This window comes from Myxacorys chilensis (assembly GCF_059505265.1).
The window spans coordinates 43,026-60,129 of the sequence record NZ_JCACKG010000195.1 but is presented as its reverse complement, the minus strand read 5'-3'; the positions used below and the strand labels follow the sequence as shown (position 1 = coordinate 60,129).

Sequence of the window (17,104 nt, the reverse complement as noted above, 5' to 3'; positions counted from 1 at the left end):
ATCGTATTAGGTCTATGGCTTATAAATTGCTGTTTGTCTGTTTGGGAAATATCTGTCGCTCTCCGTCGGCTGAGAACATCATGAATCATTTGGTTCGGGATGCAGGGTTGAGCGGCGAAATTGCGTGTGATTCTGCTGGAACATCGAGCTACCACATTGGCAGTCCGCCCGATCGCAGAATGACGATCGCAGCTAAGGCGCAAGGAATTGATCTGGTTGGTCAGGCGCGGCAATTTGTGCGATCGGACTTTGAAGAATTTGATTTGATCCTAGCGATGGATCGCGAAAACTATGAGGAAATCTGTTCTGTTGACCGGGCTGGGACGCACCGCGACAAGGTTCGCTTGATGTGTAATTTTTGCACTCGTCACACCCTCAAGGAAGTGCCTGATCCTTACTACGGCGGTGAAGAAGGATTTAATCAGGTGATTGACTTGTTGATGGATGCTTGCGAAGGATTGTTGAACTACGTGATTCGAGAAAAAGAACTAGTTCGCCGCTAAAGCGGTTTGTTATCTCGCTTTGGAGTTTGGGGCTAAATGATGTTGAAGCAATTGGTAAGACATCATCATGAATTCAATTACTGCGAATTCATCTGTTAAGTTTCGCGTGGCAACTTGGAATCTTGAACGCCCCAAGCAAAATGGCTGGATCAAAAATCAGCGCCGTCTCGATCAGATTCTCGATATTGATGCAGATGTGTGGGTACTGACTGAAACGAACGCCGCGATCGCTCTTGGAAGCGATTACGAGTCTGTTGCGTCTTGCGCCTCCGAGTATTACGAAGCCGGTGAAAATCTTGCAACGATTTGGTCACGCTGGAAGATACGGAGTTGCATTCCCACCTTTGATCCGACTTATGCGGTTTGTGCTGAAGTGGATTCACCGTTCGGCGCAATGCTTGTTTATGGAACTGTCATCCCTTACGCCAACGAGAAAGGCATCAGTGGGACGGCTAAGCGATGGGAAGAGCATCGCCAATCCATTCGTCAGCATCATCAGGATTGGTTACGCATTGGGAAGCAGTACCCCAATCATCTAATGTGCGTTGCAGGCGATTTCAATCAAAGTCGAGATGGTTCGGGTTGGTACGAAGAAAAAGAGTCAGTTGGGCTGTTGAGTGCAGCCTTAAACGATCTTTCACTCGACTGTGTGACGAAGGAAAATATGATGGAGAGAGGGCTTTCGCGGGCAACGGTGGATCACATTTGTTTGTCTAAGAGTTTAGTGCCTCATCTGGTGAATGTCGGGGCTTGGGAGGGAACCACGCCAGAGAAGGGGAAAATGAGCGACCACAATGGTGTGTTTGTGGACATGATGGCGGAAGTGACCGCAAGATAACCCGTTGCGGCCTTGAAAAATTTGCTCTACTAAAACCAAAATGTCTCCCAACCCAAGCTAATCTACAAGCTGATGCTCGATTGCATAGCGGACTAATTCTGCTCGATTGTTGGTGTCTGTTTTTCTAAGCAAACTACTGACATACTTCTCGACGGTGCGAGAACTGAGATGAAGCTGGCCCCCGATTTGACCGTTCGAGAGTCCATCGCTAAGCAAGATCAGCACCTCTTTCTCGCGGGATGTTAAGTCAATGAGCGACGGGGGATATTTGCTGAGGGACTCCGGTCGCTCCGTTGGTTCTGCCGCTTGCATCCGCGATCGCCATTCTGACTCGATCATCTGCACCCGATCAAGCAAATTTCGGACGACCGCGCCTAGCTCGGTCAACTCGAACGGTTTTGCCAAATAGACATCACAGCCTAGCTGATAGCCTAAAACCCGTTCTTGAGAATCTGTCCGTCCTGTTAGAAACACCACAGGTAGCAACCGCATTGAAGGACGTTTGCGGACTTGCTTAACGAATTCATAGCCATCCATCTGTGGCATGGTGACATCAGTAACGATTAAATGGGGCTGATCGGTTTCAACTAGGGCAAACGCTTCCTTGCCGTTCTCAGCTGACAAGACTGAGTAACCGCAGGATTCGAGGTAATCACTGATTGAGAGGCGAGTGCCTAAGTCGTCTTCAGCTACGAGAATGGTCAACGGCATGGACAACAAGCATGTAAATGCGAACAGGGTGGATAAAGCCAGAAGACCAGGTAAGACGCCACTATGCCGTCGTCAGATAGTTGAGGTCTTGTAGGAGTCGATTGGCTGTATTCATATCGTAGGGGAAGGGTTGCCGAAGTGGGCGATAGTCTCGTTCGCAAGCTGCTCCATGTCTTAATACAGCATTGACTAAAACACATGGCTCAGCGCTTGAGTTGATTGCCCCGTGAGGAACGCCAGGAGGAACCTTAACGATCGTGGGTTGCCTTTCAGTTAGCGGAATGTATTGATACCTACGATTTTGTAACACAACCAGAATGAAGCTTCCGCGCACCACAAGCAGTTGATCGGTTTGAAAGTGATGTACGAACAGGTCATCAATTGTACCAGCCGGAACATTGACCAACATCGTTTCGTGGCTTGATTGGGGCGTGTAGAATTCTGCCATTCCGCCTTTCACCGATGCTAATGGAATAATTTCAATACCGCGTTTCAGACCCATAGCGATTGTCCTCTAGTAGCTCTGGTTTAAGGGTAAGGTATCTAAACATAAAATTTTGTCTTTACTATCACAAGATGCACCATTTTATGATAAAGAGCCTTCTATGGATAAAGAGCTTTCTAAGACTCAGCCTGATTCTTTGCCTACCTATCGGTTAAAAATCTGAGTTAAAACTGCGAATTTACGATCGCTGAATGGCTTGACTTATTGCTTTTAGTACACTAATACTATTAATAGTACTTCTGTACTATAGTGATAGGGTGATTCGCTAGCCTCAGGAGCCGCCATGACAGAACTAAAAGCAGACAGCCAATCCACACGAGTACAAGGACAATCTAGTGCAAAGACGCGGCGCACGTCTCGGCTAGCAGATCAGCCAGTATCGCCTGAGGGGAGTGAATCGGTTGCTTCAGAACCGGAGGTAGCCCCGAAGCGAAAGCGCCAGTTGAACACTAAGACCCCTGCAAAAACGAAGCGTCAGGCGGCTACTAAATCTAAGCAGACCATTTCTACCCAAGTCAAACCCATCTGGGATGTGTCTCGCTCTACGATCGCGTCTCGGTTTGCCCAACTGGAACAAGAGCTTCAACACATTAGCCAACAGTCCGCCTCCATTGTAGAAGAGATGGAAGCGCTGAGAGCGATCGCACAAGATGTTGATGCCTCTGACCGAAAAGCATCAGGTCTTGAACTGCCGGTCTATTCTGCCAAATCTGATTCTGCCAAATCTGAAGAATCTGCTCAGCCTTCTAGTCCAGCCGCATCAGAATCCCTTCCAGAACTTCAGATGCCGGAACTTCAGATGCCAGAGGTCATGCAAGCCCGAACAGCTTCCTCGCCTATTCCTGCTTTCTCTGCCTCTTCCCGTCGTCCTTCCCGGCGGAGTCGGCGTCACACCTTGAAGTCTGTTGCTTTGCAAGTTTGGCAGCGAGCAACGCATTTGCCCTCCAAACCATCTGCCATTGCCCTTGATGCCCTGCTGTGGATCTTGGCATCAATCGGGTTGCGGTACGGACTGAGCGCGATCGCAAGTAGCTTGCCAGCACTAGCCCTGCCGATCTCGATGTTGGTATTTGTTCCGGCACTGATGGCAATTTATGCAGCGCTATTTCTGCCTCAAGTCAATTCGGTCAGCGTTTATCGCTTACTGCTGATTACCGTTGGGTTGCTGATTGGAGGGAAGTTTCTGTGATGTATGTTCGTAAGCTTGAAACACTTACCTTAAAACAATGGTTGGCGGGAGGAGCTGCATTGCTCGTGATCGCACTGCTTCTAGAGTCACACAGTTTGCCCTCGTTTGGCAGTAAAGCTAGCGAAACCTGTCAGAAGGTCACGAAGACAGACAGCAAACTTTCAAAAGACCAAATTGCAAAGCTCCTCACGGTTGAGCAAGGAGCCACTAAGAGTAAGGTTCGCGGAATTTTAAAGGAGCCTCATTGCAAATTGCCAAAGGTTCAGGTTCGAGCCGATACGCCACCTGAGCGAGACGTTTACCTAGTTGACGCCGATGATTTTGTGGAGCTTCAGCCAAAGACTCAACTGGTGGTTTTATACGATGGGGATGAGTATAAAGGGTTTCGGTTCTGGGTGCATTAAGGCAGGACTGATCGCCCTGTTGGCTGGCGGATGCCAATTGCAGTCTGCTACCCGCTCTAAAACTAATGTGCCGCTTTACCAATCCTGGCAATTGCAGCCGGGAGATGCGATCGCGGGCTACAAGGTTGCAGGTGGTTTGGGCGACATCTCCATTGTGCTAAACGGCAAGCCGGTGTTTGCGCCCTACGACGGAGACACGTTTCTTGATCAGCGAGGCTGCCTTTATTTCTCAACTCCAACGATTCCGGCTTACTTGTTTCGATATTGTGGGCTGCGATCACCGACGATTGGCTCACTCAAGCAAGGACAACCGCTTGGAACAGCAACGATTCTGCAATTTGCGGCGCTGCTGAAGCAGCCAGATAAAACCTGGGCAATTGTTGAACCCGATAGAACCCTTTTGCAACGAACCTTAAAAACACCATGAAACGACTTGTGGTTGTAGCGATGAGCCTTGCGGCTCTGATGTTTGGTGCTGCGAGATCTGCTCAAGCGGGCACCGTGTTAAATTTTGCGCCTCCTGTCAAAGAGGCGATTCATTCAAACCGAGAAGAACGGCCTTCATACCGCGATCGCAGCAAGAGCGAACCTAAACAGATCAGCGCTGATGCTCAGCAAGATAGTTCTGCTCAGGTTGTAGTACCCGTTAAACAAACTGCCGCGCTTCCAAGCCCGTCGAGAAGCGAATCTCAGCGTCGTGTTGCAAAGCGAGCCGCAGTTACCTTTCAGCCTTCACCGCGTCGAGATGCCATTGATGCCAGCGCATCCGACTCTTCCAACGCATCAAGATCTGAACCGCTAACATCTGAACCGCCGATGTCGATCGGAGCAGATGCGATCGCACCTGCATCTCCTCGTCCTGCCCTCTTTCTATCTGCTGACCAGCTTTTCGAGGGCGGATCTGATTCTCTAGTCGCTACTGCCGTTGGTAGTGCTGAGGGAACCCGGACGCCTAATGGTGGGAAGACTTGGGCGTACTATGGGCATGTCGATCCGGGAAATGCACAGTGGAATTTGGGCAGTTTCTCCTATCAGCATGGAGCGCGATCGCCAGAAGAGGCCGATGAACGACAACTCAATCGATTGCGTCGGCAGTTTGAGATGATTCGTCAAACGGCAGAACTCAGCGGATTGAAACTATCTCTAGAAGAGCAGTTAAATGCGATCGATTTAGCCAATCAAGCTCCGTTAGCGGCCCTCGCAAGCGGTGGCTATATTGAGCGACTCCGCCAAGCCTATACTGAAGGCTTTCAAGGAACCGACGCCGTTCTGCGTGCCCGCACGTACTCCTACATTAACCCTGCGACTCGCCGATGGGATGCCCCCGGACTTGGCAACACCGAGTACAGCATTAGTCGAGATCAGGCGCGGCGATTGAGCGCGATCGCGCAGGCCCTCTCTCTTCACCCATCGACTCGCGCTCTAGAATCCGTTGCTGAGAAGCAAAACTCCACATCAAAACCCGATTCAAGAGTAAGTCGTCTTCCATAGCATCTTCCATAGAAGTAAAGAGCAGGGCTGAATGTCCCCGCTCTTTTTCTATTAGCAAGAATATAGATTGTGCAAGGATTGCGATCGCAGTATTAGTCTTGAAACTGAAAAGGGTACACTCTAGGGTGCAAGGTTGAAACCTTTCTGTCGCTTCTGTCACTAAATGGTCTGACACCCATATTTGACTGGCTCAAATTTGACTTGCTTAAAGCGGTCTTGTTAAAGCTATTTAGTGATTTTTTGTGACCACTCTCCTACTTCTGGTTTATAAGACTGAGGGTGAGGAGGTTTAGCTGTTTTATAAGAGTTGTGCGATCGTTCTATGGTTAATGGGCGTCTTTTTTCTAGGAGTAGTGCCGCTGCGTCTCACTCTGTCGGACTTCAAAACATTACAAAACACGTTTGTAATACCATCACTCGGAGCTTAGTCTCTCTTGCAGGAGCGAGTCTGATGGCGCAAAATTTCTGGATTCCTCCTGCTGGAGCCGCCGATTTTCTTCCCTACTGTCAACAGACATCGGATGGTATTGCCCAAAAAGAAATTGCCCGCCGTGATGCGACCAGTGGAAAAAAAGAGGCGCGGCAGCGGTATCAAGACATTATTGCTAAACAAGCCAATCAACTGAAACAGTGTCGCGGTCAGAACTGGCTGAAAACGCAAGCAATTTGGATACGGCTGTATGAGTGTGACCTAAGGCCCGGAGCGCTAGATGAAGTATTAGATCGCATTGTCGATCGCGGCTACAACCAGGTGTATGTCGAAACCTTCTACAACGGACAGGTGTTATTACCTGCGGCTGACAATCCGACCGCATGGCAGCCGGTTGTTAGAAGCTACGGCAACGAGAAGGCTGACCTTCTAGCACAGGTGATTCAGAAAGGACGAGAACGCGGCTTAGGCGTTTACTCCTGGATGTTCTCCATGAATTTTGGCTATAGCTACGCGATTCGACCCAATAAGCAGATTTCACTCTTACGCAATGGTCGCGGACAAACGAGCTTGTCTGCCAACACGCTTGCGGGACTAAGTACCGATTTGGGTAGTCTCAATCCCAACGAAGCGTTTATCGATCCGTATAGCTTGGCAGCGAAACAAGACTATTACCAAATGGTACAAGCGGTGCTAAAACGCCGCCCCGATGGAATTTTGTTCGACTATATTCGGTATCCGCGCAGTGTGGGCAATGCCTCGATCGCAACCAAAGTGCAGGATCTATGGATCTACGGCGAAGCGGCTCGAAAAGCGTTTTACGATCGCGGAACCAATGGCAAAGGGCGAGAGTTAATTAAGCGGTTCCTCGATCGCGGGTTCATTAATACGGCGGATGTGGTTGCGGTTGATAAACTCTTTCGCAACGAAACAACCCCCATGTGGCAAGGACGCCAACCGCTCGCCAATGAGTTTCGTGCTTCTGTTGCTCAACGCCATTCAATTTTGCAAACCGATCTTTGGCGCTTGGGTGTTGCCCACGCAATGCAAGGTGTTGTGGACTTCTTGAATGCCGCCGTCTACCCGGCTCGGCAAACAGGAATCCCTGCCGGAGCGGTCTTTTTTCCAGAGGGTAACCAAACGATCGGGCGAGGCGGATTCGATTCGCGATTACAGCCGTGGGATCGATTTCCTAACGGCGTTGAGTGGCATCCCATGTCGTACGGGGTGTGTGGTCGAACCGACTGCATTGTTAGTCAGGTGCAGCGTGTGATGAGCCAAGCCCGACCAGGAACGCAAGTTAAACCTGTGTTAGCCGGAATTTGGCAGCAATCGATCAGTAACCGTCCCCCGTTAGAAGTGCAGATGGAAGCACTGCGGCGATTTGCCCCACGAATTTCATCTATTAGTCATTTCGCTTACTCTTGGCAAGAACCGCAGTCCGATCGCGATCGCAAGTCTTGCCCCGCTAGGAAGTTTTAAAGCGAACTGTAGTTTTAAAACGAACTGTGATCGTTTGTGAATGAATTGTGTAACGAATTTGCAACGATCTATTGAGTTCTATAGCGTCTAGCGTTTTCGGATCGGAGTGGGCACTCCACCAGAATTAAGTTCCCTTGATTTTGATATGACTTCTGTAAACTGAGGTGATAGGTTTAACTCATCCTAGAGATATAGGAGTGGTTATGCCGCCGTCTTATTCCTGGGTTGCGCTGCCCGCCTTAGAAGAATCTGTGATCGATCAACTTCCGCTAACGGTCGCACCGCATACGATCGTGGCGGATGCTATTCGCGCCCTCTGCAATTCTGACAATGTACAGATCCAGCCATTTGGAATTCTACTAAATCACGCACCGCATATTCCATCAACGACTCAACCGACGGCTCAACTGATCTCTCGTTCTCAACTTGAAAGCTGCATTTTAGTGGTTGAGACAGATCCATTAGATCCGGCTCGTCAGCAATTGGTCGGCATCTTCACCGAACACGACGTTGTTCAACTGGTTGCTAAGGGTGTAGATCTCTCGAAATTAACGATCGCAGACGTGATGTCGTCAGAAGTGGTGACGCTCACTTTGCCATCAACCCACTTAACTCAAATCCATTCAACTCAAATCCATTCAACTCAAACCCTACCTACACAAACGCTCCTCACGGCGTTGTCCTTACTCCATCAACATCAGATTCGCCATCTGCCCGTTTTGGATGAGCAAGGCAATTTGATCGGTGTGACGACGCTCGATCGGCTCAGCGCTGTTTTAGAAGATCAATTTGCGGCAAGAATCGCGCAGAACGCCGCTTCAGAACCGTACGAGTTAGAGCAAACACGCCCGCCACTCGACATTCTTGCAAGGCGCAACTCCGCTGAAACCGTTAATCAACCGATCACTGATCCACAGGATTCTGAGATGCTGCCTCATCAGCAAACCGACCCCGAAAATCTTGTCGCTCATATTGCTCAGCGGATTCGGCAATCGCTCAATTTAGATGAAATATTGCAGACCACTGTGGATGAAGTGCGACAGGTTTTGCAGACCGATCGCGTGCTGCTATTTCGCTTTGCCCCAGATTGGCGCGGCACAATTGCCGTTGAATCAGTCGGAGATGAGTGGACGGCGATTTTATCCACCAAAATCTACGATCCGTGTTTAAGCGAACAGTATGTAGAACCTTACCGGCAAGGGCGCGTGAGCGCGATCGCAGATATTCACGCGGCTGGTGTGACCCCGTGCTACGCCGATCTGTTGTCTCAATTTCAAGTCCGAGCCAACCTCGTTGTTCCGATTTTGCAAGGAGAAACGCTGTGGGGACTGCTAATTGCTCATCACTGCTCGGACGTGCGATCGTGGGAACTCTCTGAAATTGAATTACTCCAGCACATTGCAACTCAAGTGAGTATCGCCATTCAGCAGGCCGGACTGTACCATCAAGTGCAAACCGAACTGATTGAGCGACAGCAGACCGAAGCCGCCCTGAGAGAGAGCGAAGCCCGCTTTCGCATGATGGCAGATACCGCTCCAATGCTGATTTGGCTTTCTGATGTCGAGAAGGCGCGGATCTATTTCAATCGGGTTTGGATGGAGTTGACGGGGCGATCGCTAGAACAAGAACTCGGTGACGGTTGGGTCATGAGCGTTCATACTGACGATCGGGTTGACTGCTTTGAGACTTACACCACTGCCTTTGATGCCCGCCAATCTTTTCGGATGGAATATCGACTGCGCCGATCGGATGGTAAATATCGTTGGATTTTAGACGAAGGGACACCGCGCTTTGCTCCAGACGGAGAATTTTTAGGATACATTGGCTCTTGTGTTGATATTACCGATCGCAAACTCGCTGAACAAACCATTCGCGAACAGGCAACATTAATCGATGTTGCAACCAATGCCATTTATGTTTGTAATTTAGACTATCAGCTTACGTTTTGGAATAAAGGAGCAGAGCGGCTCTACGGGTGGACAGGCGAAGAAGCGCTGCACCAAGATGTCACTCAATTCCTCCATCGCAGTTCATCTCAAGCGTTAGACCTTGCCCACACTACGGTTTTTCAGCAGGGAGAATGGCAAGGCGAACTCTCAAAAGTTACGAGATCGGGTAAATCGGTCATTACCGAAAGCCGTTGGACGCTGGTTCGCAATGAGGCAGAACATCCCGTTTCGATCTTGATGGTGGACACTGATATTACCGAGAAAAAAGATCTCGAAGCGCAATTTTTACGAACACAGCGCCTAGAAAGTCTAGGAACCTTAGCCAGTGGAATTGCGCATGATCTCAACAACATCCTGACGCCGATTCTCGCGATCGCGCAACTTTTGCCGATGAAGTTGTCTGACCTCGACGAACCCACGCGATCGCTGCTAGTCATGCTAGAAACGAATTCCAAGCGGGGCGCGAATCTTGTCAAACAAGTCCTCTCATTTGCACGCGGCATCGAAGGAGAACGAACGATTCTTCAGTTGCGCCATCTGTTGCGGGATGTACAGCAGATGATGCGGCAGACCTTTCCCAAATCGATCGAGGTCGATCTCACGCTGCCTCAAGATCTGTGGGTGGTATCTGGAGATGCGACCCAACTCCATCAGGTCTTTCTCAATCTAGCCGTGAATGCACGAGATGCCATGCCAGAGGGCGGCAAACTGCGCGTCACCGCCGAAAACCGAGTGATCGATGAACAGTACGTTCGGATGCACCTAGACGCGATTGTAGGCACGTTTAGCGTCGTCACGTTCTCCGATACAGGTGTTGGCATTCTGCCAGAGGTACTAGACCACATTTTTGAACCGTTTTTTACCACAAAGGAGCTAGGCAAAGGAACCGGACTCGGACTCTCAACGGTAATCGGCATTGTCAAAAGTCACGGGGGATTTATTGAAGTGTCGAGCGTCGTTGGCAAAGGCACGCAGTTCAAAATTTTCCTACCCGCCCTGATTGGGTCTGAAGCGCCGCAAACTCAAGCCCCTGAAACTTCAGATGGGCAAGGCGAACTGATTTTGCTCGTCGATGATGAAACCCCGGTTCGAGAGGTTTTAAAAGCAACGCTAGAAGCGCATCAGTATCAGGTGATGACGGCTCGTGACGGCATTGATGCGATCGCACTCTATGCTCAACATCAGGCTGAGATCCAGGCTGTGGTGATGGATATTATGATGCCTTCGATGGATGGAATCACCGCGATTCGCACCTTAAAGCGGCTCAATCCGCAGGTTAAGATCATCGCCTTGAGCGGACTCAGCACCAACGAAGCCCAGACTCAAGCCGCTAGCGTTAAAACGTTCTTACCCAAGCCTTGCACGTCAGAAGATCTGCTCATTGCCGTACGACAAGTCCTCTCATCGTCGCTCGGCTCCTGAAATTCTGTTCTTCTCCAGGCGAGAGGCTAAGATCGTTCATAAGCTCTTCTAATAGATTCCACAAGCCAAATCATTTCACCAAATCCCACGATGCTGTAATAATCTTAGGTATTAGAACCTGGAAGGGAGTTTTGGTCATGGGCTACGCTGTTGGAATGGTCGAGGTGCGCGGGTTGCCGCCTGCCCTCTCGGTCGCAGATGTTATGTGTAAAGCCGCTCGCGTAACCCTCGTTGAGATGGAGAAAGTCAGCGGTGCGTACATCACCATCGTGGTGCGCGGCAATGTCTCAGAAGTCAAGATTGCTGTTGAGGCTGGTATCGAAGCTGCCAAGAAAATGAATCCATATAAGGAGGGCGATAAGCTGTTCCTGTCCTCTCACTACATTCCGCGCCCGAGTGAGAACCTGATGGCAGTCTTGCCGATTGAATATACCGAAGACACGATCGAGTTTAACGAAGCGAGATGAGACGCGGGAAAGGTTAACCCGGGATTCCTATGAGTCTGGCAATGCTCACACCTGCTCAACTCGATCGTTGGCTGACTCAAGCGCGATCGCTCACCTCTCATGGACGGTTGCCAGACTACATTCCACAATTGGCTCGCGTTAACCCTCAAACCCTCACAATTCAGGTTGAAACCGTCGATGGACGGCAGGTTGTTGCGGGGGATTGGGCGCAGCCGTTTACGCTAATGAGCGTGATCAAACCGTTTCTCTTGCTGTTTGCCCTTGAGCAGTGGGGCGCAGAGGCAGTGTTTCGGCGGGTAGGAATGCGGCCTTCGGATCAGCCCTTTCATTCTGTCGCTCAACTGTCACTCGATCAGGGGTTTCCCCGTAATCCCATGATTAATAGTGGCGCGATCGCGCTCACCGCATTCTTGACTGGAAACTCGGGTGAGAGCCGCTGTGAAGTATTGCGGCAATGGCTCAATACCCATGCTGGCAGTCAGCTTGTGCTGGATGAAAAGATGCTGCACTCGGTGCGATCGCTCACCAATGAAACAAATCGTGCGATCGCGCGGCTGTTAGTGGAAGCGAAACATCTAGATCAGGTCGAAGTCGCACTCGATACTTACAACCATATCTGCTGCTTGTCAGGCACGATTGCCGATCTTGCTCACCTCGGTCTGTTGCTGACGCGCTCTAACGCCGTTCCTTTGGAGGCTTATCCTCCGATCGCAACTCAGCATCAGCGCATTGTCAATACACTTATGCTCACCTGCGGGCTATACGAAGATTCTGGAGCCTTTGCTGTCCGCATTGGCTTGCCGCTCAAGTCTGGGGTGAGTGGCGCACTATTGGCGATCGTGCCGCATCAAGGCGCGATCGCCTGCTACAGTCCAGCCATTGATCAAACTGGAAATTCTGTTGCTGGACTGTTTTTAGTTGAAGCTATTGTTCAAACTCTAGACCTCAGTATTTTCGGCTAATTAAAATAGTTACTCTGCACCCGTAAGAAAATCTTTAACTTTTCTTTATAAAAAATCCGTGATAATACTCAGATAATTTTAAGTGGGCTTGAATGTTTCACGTAGTGAAAGCCATTTTTCTATGAAAAGATTAATCTTTTCTCCGTAATGCTCCGGAACGAAGCTACAGTAAGCTGATTTTATATTCCACACGTGTAATTATCGGGGAATTCATACCATGGAAACTTTTGCATTTCTTGAAACTGCTGTCGCCCATGAAGATCCTTCTCCGGATCTCCAGGTGCGATCGCTAAAGGAACTAGGTTTAACGGTTCCAGCGGCAGCATCAGTTGGGCTTGCAGGTTTGCTTTTGGCGACCACACTTTTGGTGAGTGTCCCTAACGCAAATGCTCTTCCCGCTTCGGTGACTGTGACCTCATCAGGCTTGAATATTCGGTCAGGTCCAGGAACAGGATATCCGGTCATCGGCGGATTAAGCAGTGGTCAGACGGTAGGCGTTAGCGACTATTCTGGCGGTTGGTATCGCATCAGCAGTGGTGGTTGGATCGCCTCAAACTATACTACCTATTCTGGTGGTAGCGGCGGCGGCGGCGGTGGAGCCCCAATCGACACCCGCGTCAGAGTTACCGGCAGCATTGTCAATGTCCGTAATGGTCCAGGAACAGGCTACGGACTCAATGGCAGACCGCTCTACTATGGTGAAGTCGTAAGAGTGGTTCGCTCTTCCGGCGGTTGGTATCAATTGCCGGATGGCGGTTGGTTCTCATCCTCCTATGCCACTAGTGCCGGCTCTAATCCAGGTACTGGTGGTGGCGGTACTCCGATCGATCGAGTTGTGACCGTTACGGGTAGTGTTGTCAACGTCCGCAATGGCCCAGGGACAGGTTATGCACTCAATGGCAGACCGCTCTACTACGGTGAGCGGGTACGTGTTGTGCAGTCTTCTGGCGGTTGGTATCAATTGACAGATGGCGGCTGGTTCTCAGGATCGTATGCCAACTAACTGAGCCGACTTCTTCAGAAAAACCTGCTACACCTGAGTCGCCTGTAGAAGTACTACAGGCGACTTACTTTTGGCTCAACGCATGTGTTTAACGATGCACCTGTTCAGCATGTTCTATGTCATACCATCACTTGATAGGTAAATCGGAATGTTGCCCAAGCATTGACATCTAATGCAAAAACGTCAGTCGCCCCAATCCACTGGGCACTGTTCGCGTCGCGAAGCTCCGAAGGAGCGCTGGCTTGATGCAAATCCTGTAGTACTGCTTGAGCGACCTCTAAAAAATTCGCGATCGGGTGGATCACACCACTACTAGAATCAGCCGCCAGTAACCGTTCAGTTCGCTCAAACGGAGTGCGGCTGCAAATCACATAAGTTTCTGCCAGTCCTGCCGGGTCGCCAACAATCCATTCGGAATTAGTCCCTACAAGTGGAATCGTCATGCTTTCGTTGGGTGCAATGCAGTTCGGAGGACTGGGGGCGCTAGATGGAGATTGCAGGGCAACCACTTGAGGAGGATGCCCAACCCTAACTGCCGTTCCTCCGTTATCCAAGCCCAAAATCAGAACATAAATCGGTTGAGTACTCGTATTCTGAATGTGATACTGAACGCGGCTACCAACCGGAATCGTGATCAGCTTTCCATCAGAAGGCGTAACAAGATTAGAATCAGCAGCAACGCGATCGGTCTGTTGTTGCACCAGCCATTTTTCGGGTGTTCCAAGTTGAGCTAACGTTGCCCGGACTCCTAGCTGTGAGGAGCTGTCATTCACCGTCAGACCCAGTAATTTAGCGCCTAGCAAGGTTTGCAGTTGGGGCGCTAAGCGACGGACAGCAAATTTGACCGCTTCATCAGAATCACCAAGCGTCTTTGGAATCGCTTCTCGTCCTTGAGAAAAAAGCCCATAGCTGGAGGGCGAAATTGATCCCGCGATCGCATCGTTAGACAGAGACGCCACTTGAGTCGTCGTGCGAACGCTACCAAACAAATAATCTGCCGATTGCTCTCCAGCCGTGACGGCTGAAATATGAGATATGGCCGAAAAGGCACTGATTGCATCGACGCGCTCGATCCGTTTGAGGTTGGCATCAATAGCGATCGTGAGTCCCACCGATCGCGGCAACACGCGAATCGCTTCTTGGACTCGTTGCCCTAGGCTCAACGTTGCATCTTGCGTTGCTGGGGTTGCGACCGTCTTGGCTCGTGCCGTTAATCCATTCCGTTCATACACCTGTAGCAGGGGAAGAGGCTGCAATTCAGTCTCGGCTTCTTCAGCCGCTTCTACAGTGAACAAAGAATTGAGGCTGTACTGCTCAAGCACTTGTGGAGCTAATCCGCCTAGCCAGAGTTGGGCTGTTTTAGAGTCGTCGATCGCAACGATCACTCCATCTGCTGGAGGTTGAGATGGTGACAAGTTATAGGGCTTTAAGGGACTATTAGCGCTGAGCGCAGATCCAGAAGAACCACGATTCTTGCCGCTCAGCGTGATCTGTTGTTTTTGATCAACGCGCCTGCCAATCCGCTCAGCGGTTCGGCTCAGGTTAAGCCGTAGGCTTGAGTCTGGCAGAGCTTGCCACAGTTGTTGCGTAAGGGCGTAGGTAAAAAGTCCGGCATAAAACCCGTTCCAAGGCGCTTCGGTGGCAACTTGCTGATCTCCCGCCGCCGACAGAACGATGCCCGGCATTTGCCCGGAGCGGCGCTGAGTCCTGACTTGAGCGCGATCGAGACCCAGGGTGTTGAGCAGCTTTTCTTGCAACAGATGCTCTGTTTGATCGATCTGAGCCACTTGATCGAATTCGCCTGGTGAGGCTAACGAGCGGATGTTCAAGTTGCCTTGCAAGGGATATCCAGGATAAAAGTAGCTCGTGTCTAAAACAGTGGTGACTTGATGCGTGGGCAGCGATCGCAGTAACAGGTACAGCGTGTCTTCTGGAATTGCATTTGTGATCAGCTCCTGGGATGGCTCATCAGCGGTGATCAGGGCAGACTGCACATCATCTGTCGTAGCGCCTAGCTTGAGCAGGGTACCATAGCCGCTGAAATGAATCACGACAACATCATCGGGTTTCGCTTGATTGATCAGATGTTCGGTAAAGGCAGTTTCGATCTGCGATCGCGTTGCTTTCTCATCAGTCAGCGTGACAATATCGCTCGGCTGAAACCCAAATCGATAGGTTAGCAACTCTCGCTGCAATTCCACATCTGTAAGACTGCCGTTTAAGTTGCCATTGCGGTAAGCATTAATTCCAATGAGTAGAGCAAGCTTGCGAGTCGTCGGCTGCGCTAGAGCTTGAGCGGTGTGACGGAAGCCAAGACCCAGTTGAGCCGTGCCCCAAGCTCCAATCAAAAGCCCTGTTTTCTGCAACAACGATCGTCGCTTCATCTTCTCAATCACCCTACGCCCATAGCTATCAGCGTAACAGGTAAAGAATTCGTAATTCGTAATTTTGAAAAGATCTGCTTAACTACGAATTACGAATGACCTACATTAGGCTTTCATGGCTTTTGCAAGCTCGGCAGCCACTTCAGGACGCGAAAACTCTGGCGGAGGTAATTCTCCCCGACGCAGCATTTCTCGCACTTTTGTTCCAGATAGATGAATGCGTTCTTCTGGTGTACTCGGACTCGTTTTTGTCGTCGCCATACCTTGAGTCCGGGTGCAGTAGAAGGCATGTTCAAACTTCATCGGCGTGATGCCTAGCGCTGCTGGATCGAACTGATCAAAAATATATTGAGCGTCGTAAGTGCCATAGTAATCACCAACGCCAGCGTGATCACGACCGACAATAAAGTGAGTACAGCCATAATTCTTTCTTAAGAGAGCATGAAAGATGGCTTCGCGAGGTCCGGCATAGCGCATTGCCGCCGGATTAATGCCGAGAATCACCTGATTTTTTGGGAAATAATGCTCCAGCATAATTTCATAACAGCGCATCCGAATGTCGGCAGCGATGTCATCTTCTTTTGTTGCGCCTACAAGCGGGTGCAGAAATAAACCGTTCACCGTTTCTAGCGCACACTTAATAATGTATTCGTGAGCGCGGTGGATCGGATTGCGCGTCTGAAAGGCGACAACCGTTTTCCACCCTTTCTCTCGAAACATCTGCCGGGAGGCGGCTGGATCAATTTGATAAGTAGGAAACAAAGGATGAGCATCCCGCTCTAGCAACCAAACATCACCTGCCAGATTCACATTTCCCTGACCGTATACCACTGCAACGCCCGGATGCTTCTCTTCATCGGTGCGATAGACGTTAACGGCTTCGTGAGCTTTATCGTAAGTATATTTTTCCGTGAGCTGCAAAACGCCGATAAAGCGGCCTGTCAGGTCATCTAACCGGATCAAAGCACCTTCCTTTAGCGGTTCTGCAACGTCTTCGCTAACCGAAAGAGTGACAGGGATCGACCAAGGTAATCCATTGGCGAGGTGCATGTCAGTGACCACACGATCGTAGTCTGCTTTGCCCATGAATCCGGTGAGGGGACTAAAACCTCCGATCGCAATCAGTTGCAGATCAGACACAGCCCGTTCGTCAAGCTGCACTCTCGGCAAAAACTCTGCTTTAGAAAGAAACTCTTCACGCTGTTGCGGCGTTGCGATGCGATTAATCAGTTGACCCCCATGAGGGGCGATGCTATCGGGATGACTCATAAGTTCCAGCCAGTAAGGGTTAAGCTCCTCCTTCTCTATCAAGAAAGGGGTCTTTATTGAGAGTAGCAGGATGTGATGCAGTTTAGAATGCCTGT

The 17,104-nt window shown here is 50.2% G+C and carries 15 protein-coding genes; 11 read left to right on the top strand and 4 right to left on the bottom strand.

What is annotated here, in order from left to right; all coding sequences use genetic code 11:
• Window positions 1-14: 14 nt before the first annotated feature.
• The gene (locus AC5JLB_RS18165) at window positions 15-503 is read left to right on the top strand and encodes a low molecular weight protein-tyrosine-phosphatase (RefSeq protein ID WP_495875234.1); all 489 of its coding nucleotides are present in this window, start codon (window positions 15-17) and stop codon (window positions 501-503) included.
• Between the two features lie 67 nt (window positions 504-570).
• The gene (locus tag AC5JLB_RS18160; RefSeq protein ID WP_495875233.1) at window positions 571-1,341 is read left to right on the top strand and encodes an endonuclease/exonuclease/phosphatase family protein; all 771 of its coding nucleotides are present in this window, start codon (window positions 571-573) and stop codon (window positions 1,339-1,341) included.
• A 57-nt stretch (window positions 1,342-1,398) separates the two neighbouring features.
• On the opposite strand, the gene AC5JLB_RS18155 is transcribed toward AC5JLB_RS18160, so the two are convergent.
• Both AC5JLB_RS18155 and AC5JLB_RS18150 read right to left on the bottom strand, forming a co-directional pair.
• Entirely contained in the window at window positions 1,399-2,052 is a 654-nt protein-coding gene (locus AC5JLB_RS18155; RefSeq protein ID WP_495875232.1) for a response regulator transcription factor, read from the bottom strand.
• Window positions 2,053-2,113: 61 nt separating this feature from the next.
• Window positions 2,114-2,554: a cupin domain-containing protein gene (locus AC5JLB_RS18150; RefSeq protein WP_495875231.1), complete on the bottom strand. Its 441-nt coding sequence runs from the start codon at window positions 2,552-2,554 to the stop codon at window positions 2,114-2,116.
• A 286-nt stretch (window positions 2,555-2,840) separates the two neighbouring features.
• Here AC5JLB_RS18150 and AC5JLB_RS18145 point away from each other — a divergent pair, with 286 nt between their 5' ends.
• The 9 genes from AC5JLB_RS18145 (at window position 2,841) to AC5JLB_RS18105 (ending at window position 13,356) form a co-directional block, all read left to right on the top strand.
• Window positions 2,841-3,746, top strand: coding sequence for a hypothetical protein (locus tag AC5JLB_RS18145; RefSeq protein ID WP_495875230.1), 906 nt, complete (start codon window positions 2,841-2,843; stop codon window positions 3,744-3,746).
• Window positions 3,746-4,150, top strand: a complete 405-nt coding sequence (locus tag AC5JLB_RS18140; protein ID WP_495875255.1) for a hypothetical protein — start codon at window positions 3,746-3,748, stop codon at window positions 4,148-4,150. The genes AC5JLB_RS18145 and AC5JLB_RS18140 overlap by 1 nt, the downstream gene beginning before the upstream one ends.
• The gene (locus tag AC5JLB_RS18135; protein WP_495875229.1) at window positions 4,116-4,577 is read left to right on the top strand and encodes a hypothetical protein; all 462 of its coding nucleotides are present in this window, start codon (window positions 4,116-4,118) and stop codon (window positions 4,575-4,577) included. The genes AC5JLB_RS18140 and AC5JLB_RS18135 overlap by 35 nt, the downstream gene beginning before the upstream one ends.
• Window positions 4,574-5,641, top strand: coding sequence for a hypothetical protein (locus AC5JLB_RS18130; protein WP_495875228.1), 1,068 nt, complete (start codon window positions 4,574-4,576; stop codon window positions 5,639-5,641). Before AC5JLB_RS18135 ends, AC5JLB_RS18130 begins: the two co-directional genes overlap by 4 nt.
• Window positions 5,642-6,092: 451 nt before the next feature.
• Window positions 6,093-7,553: a glycoside hydrolase family protein gene (locus tag AC5JLB_RS18125; protein ID WP_495875227.1), complete on the top strand. Its 1,461-nt coding sequence runs from the start codon at window positions 6,093-6,095 to the stop codon at window positions 7,551-7,553.
• A 203-nt stretch (window positions 7,554-7,756) separates the two neighbouring features.
• Complete coding sequence (locus AC5JLB_RS18120; protein ID WP_495875226.1) at window positions 7,757-10,924, top strand: PAS domain S-box protein; 3,168 nt, start codon at window positions 7,757-7,759, stop codon at window positions 10,922-10,924.
• A 137-nt stretch (window positions 10,925-11,061) separates the two neighbouring features.
• Window positions 11,062-11,391: a carbon dioxide-concentrating mechanism protein CcmK gene (locus AC5JLB_RS18115; protein WP_495875225.1), complete on the top strand. Its 330-nt coding sequence runs from the start codon at window positions 11,062-11,064 to the stop codon at window positions 11,389-11,391.
• Window positions 11,392-11,420: 29 nt separating this feature from the next.
• Window positions 11,421-12,353 carry a glutaminase A gene (gene glsA / locus AC5JLB_RS18110; RefSeq protein ID WP_495875224.1) on the top strand — a complete coding sequence of 311 codons (933 nt, stop codon included), beginning with the start codon at window positions 11,421-11,423 and terminating at the stop codon, window positions 12,351-12,353.
• Window positions 12,354-12,570: 217 nt separating this feature from the next.
• Window positions 12,571-13,356: an SH3 domain-containing protein gene (locus AC5JLB_RS18105; protein ID WP_495875223.1), complete on the top strand. Its 786-nt coding sequence runs from the start codon at window positions 12,571-12,573 to the stop codon at window positions 13,354-13,356.
• Window positions 13,357-13,475: 119 nt separating this feature from the next.
• Here the strand turns inward: AC5JLB_RS18105 and AC5JLB_RS18100 are convergent, their stop codons facing one another.
• Window positions 13,476-15,740, bottom strand: a complete 2,265-nt coding sequence (locus tag AC5JLB_RS18100) for a caspase family protein (protein ID WP_495875222.1) — start codon at window positions 15,738-15,740, stop codon at window positions 13,476-13,478.
• 105 nt (window positions 15,741-15,845) lie between these two features.
• Window positions 15,846-17,009 (bottom strand): sulfate adenylyltransferase, encoded by a 1,164-nt coding sequence (gene sat, locus AC5JLB_RS18095; protein WP_495875221.1) that lies wholly within the window; start codon window positions 17,007-17,009, stop codon window positions 15,846-15,848.
• Between the last annotated feature and the right edge of the window lie 95 nt (window positions 17,010-17,104).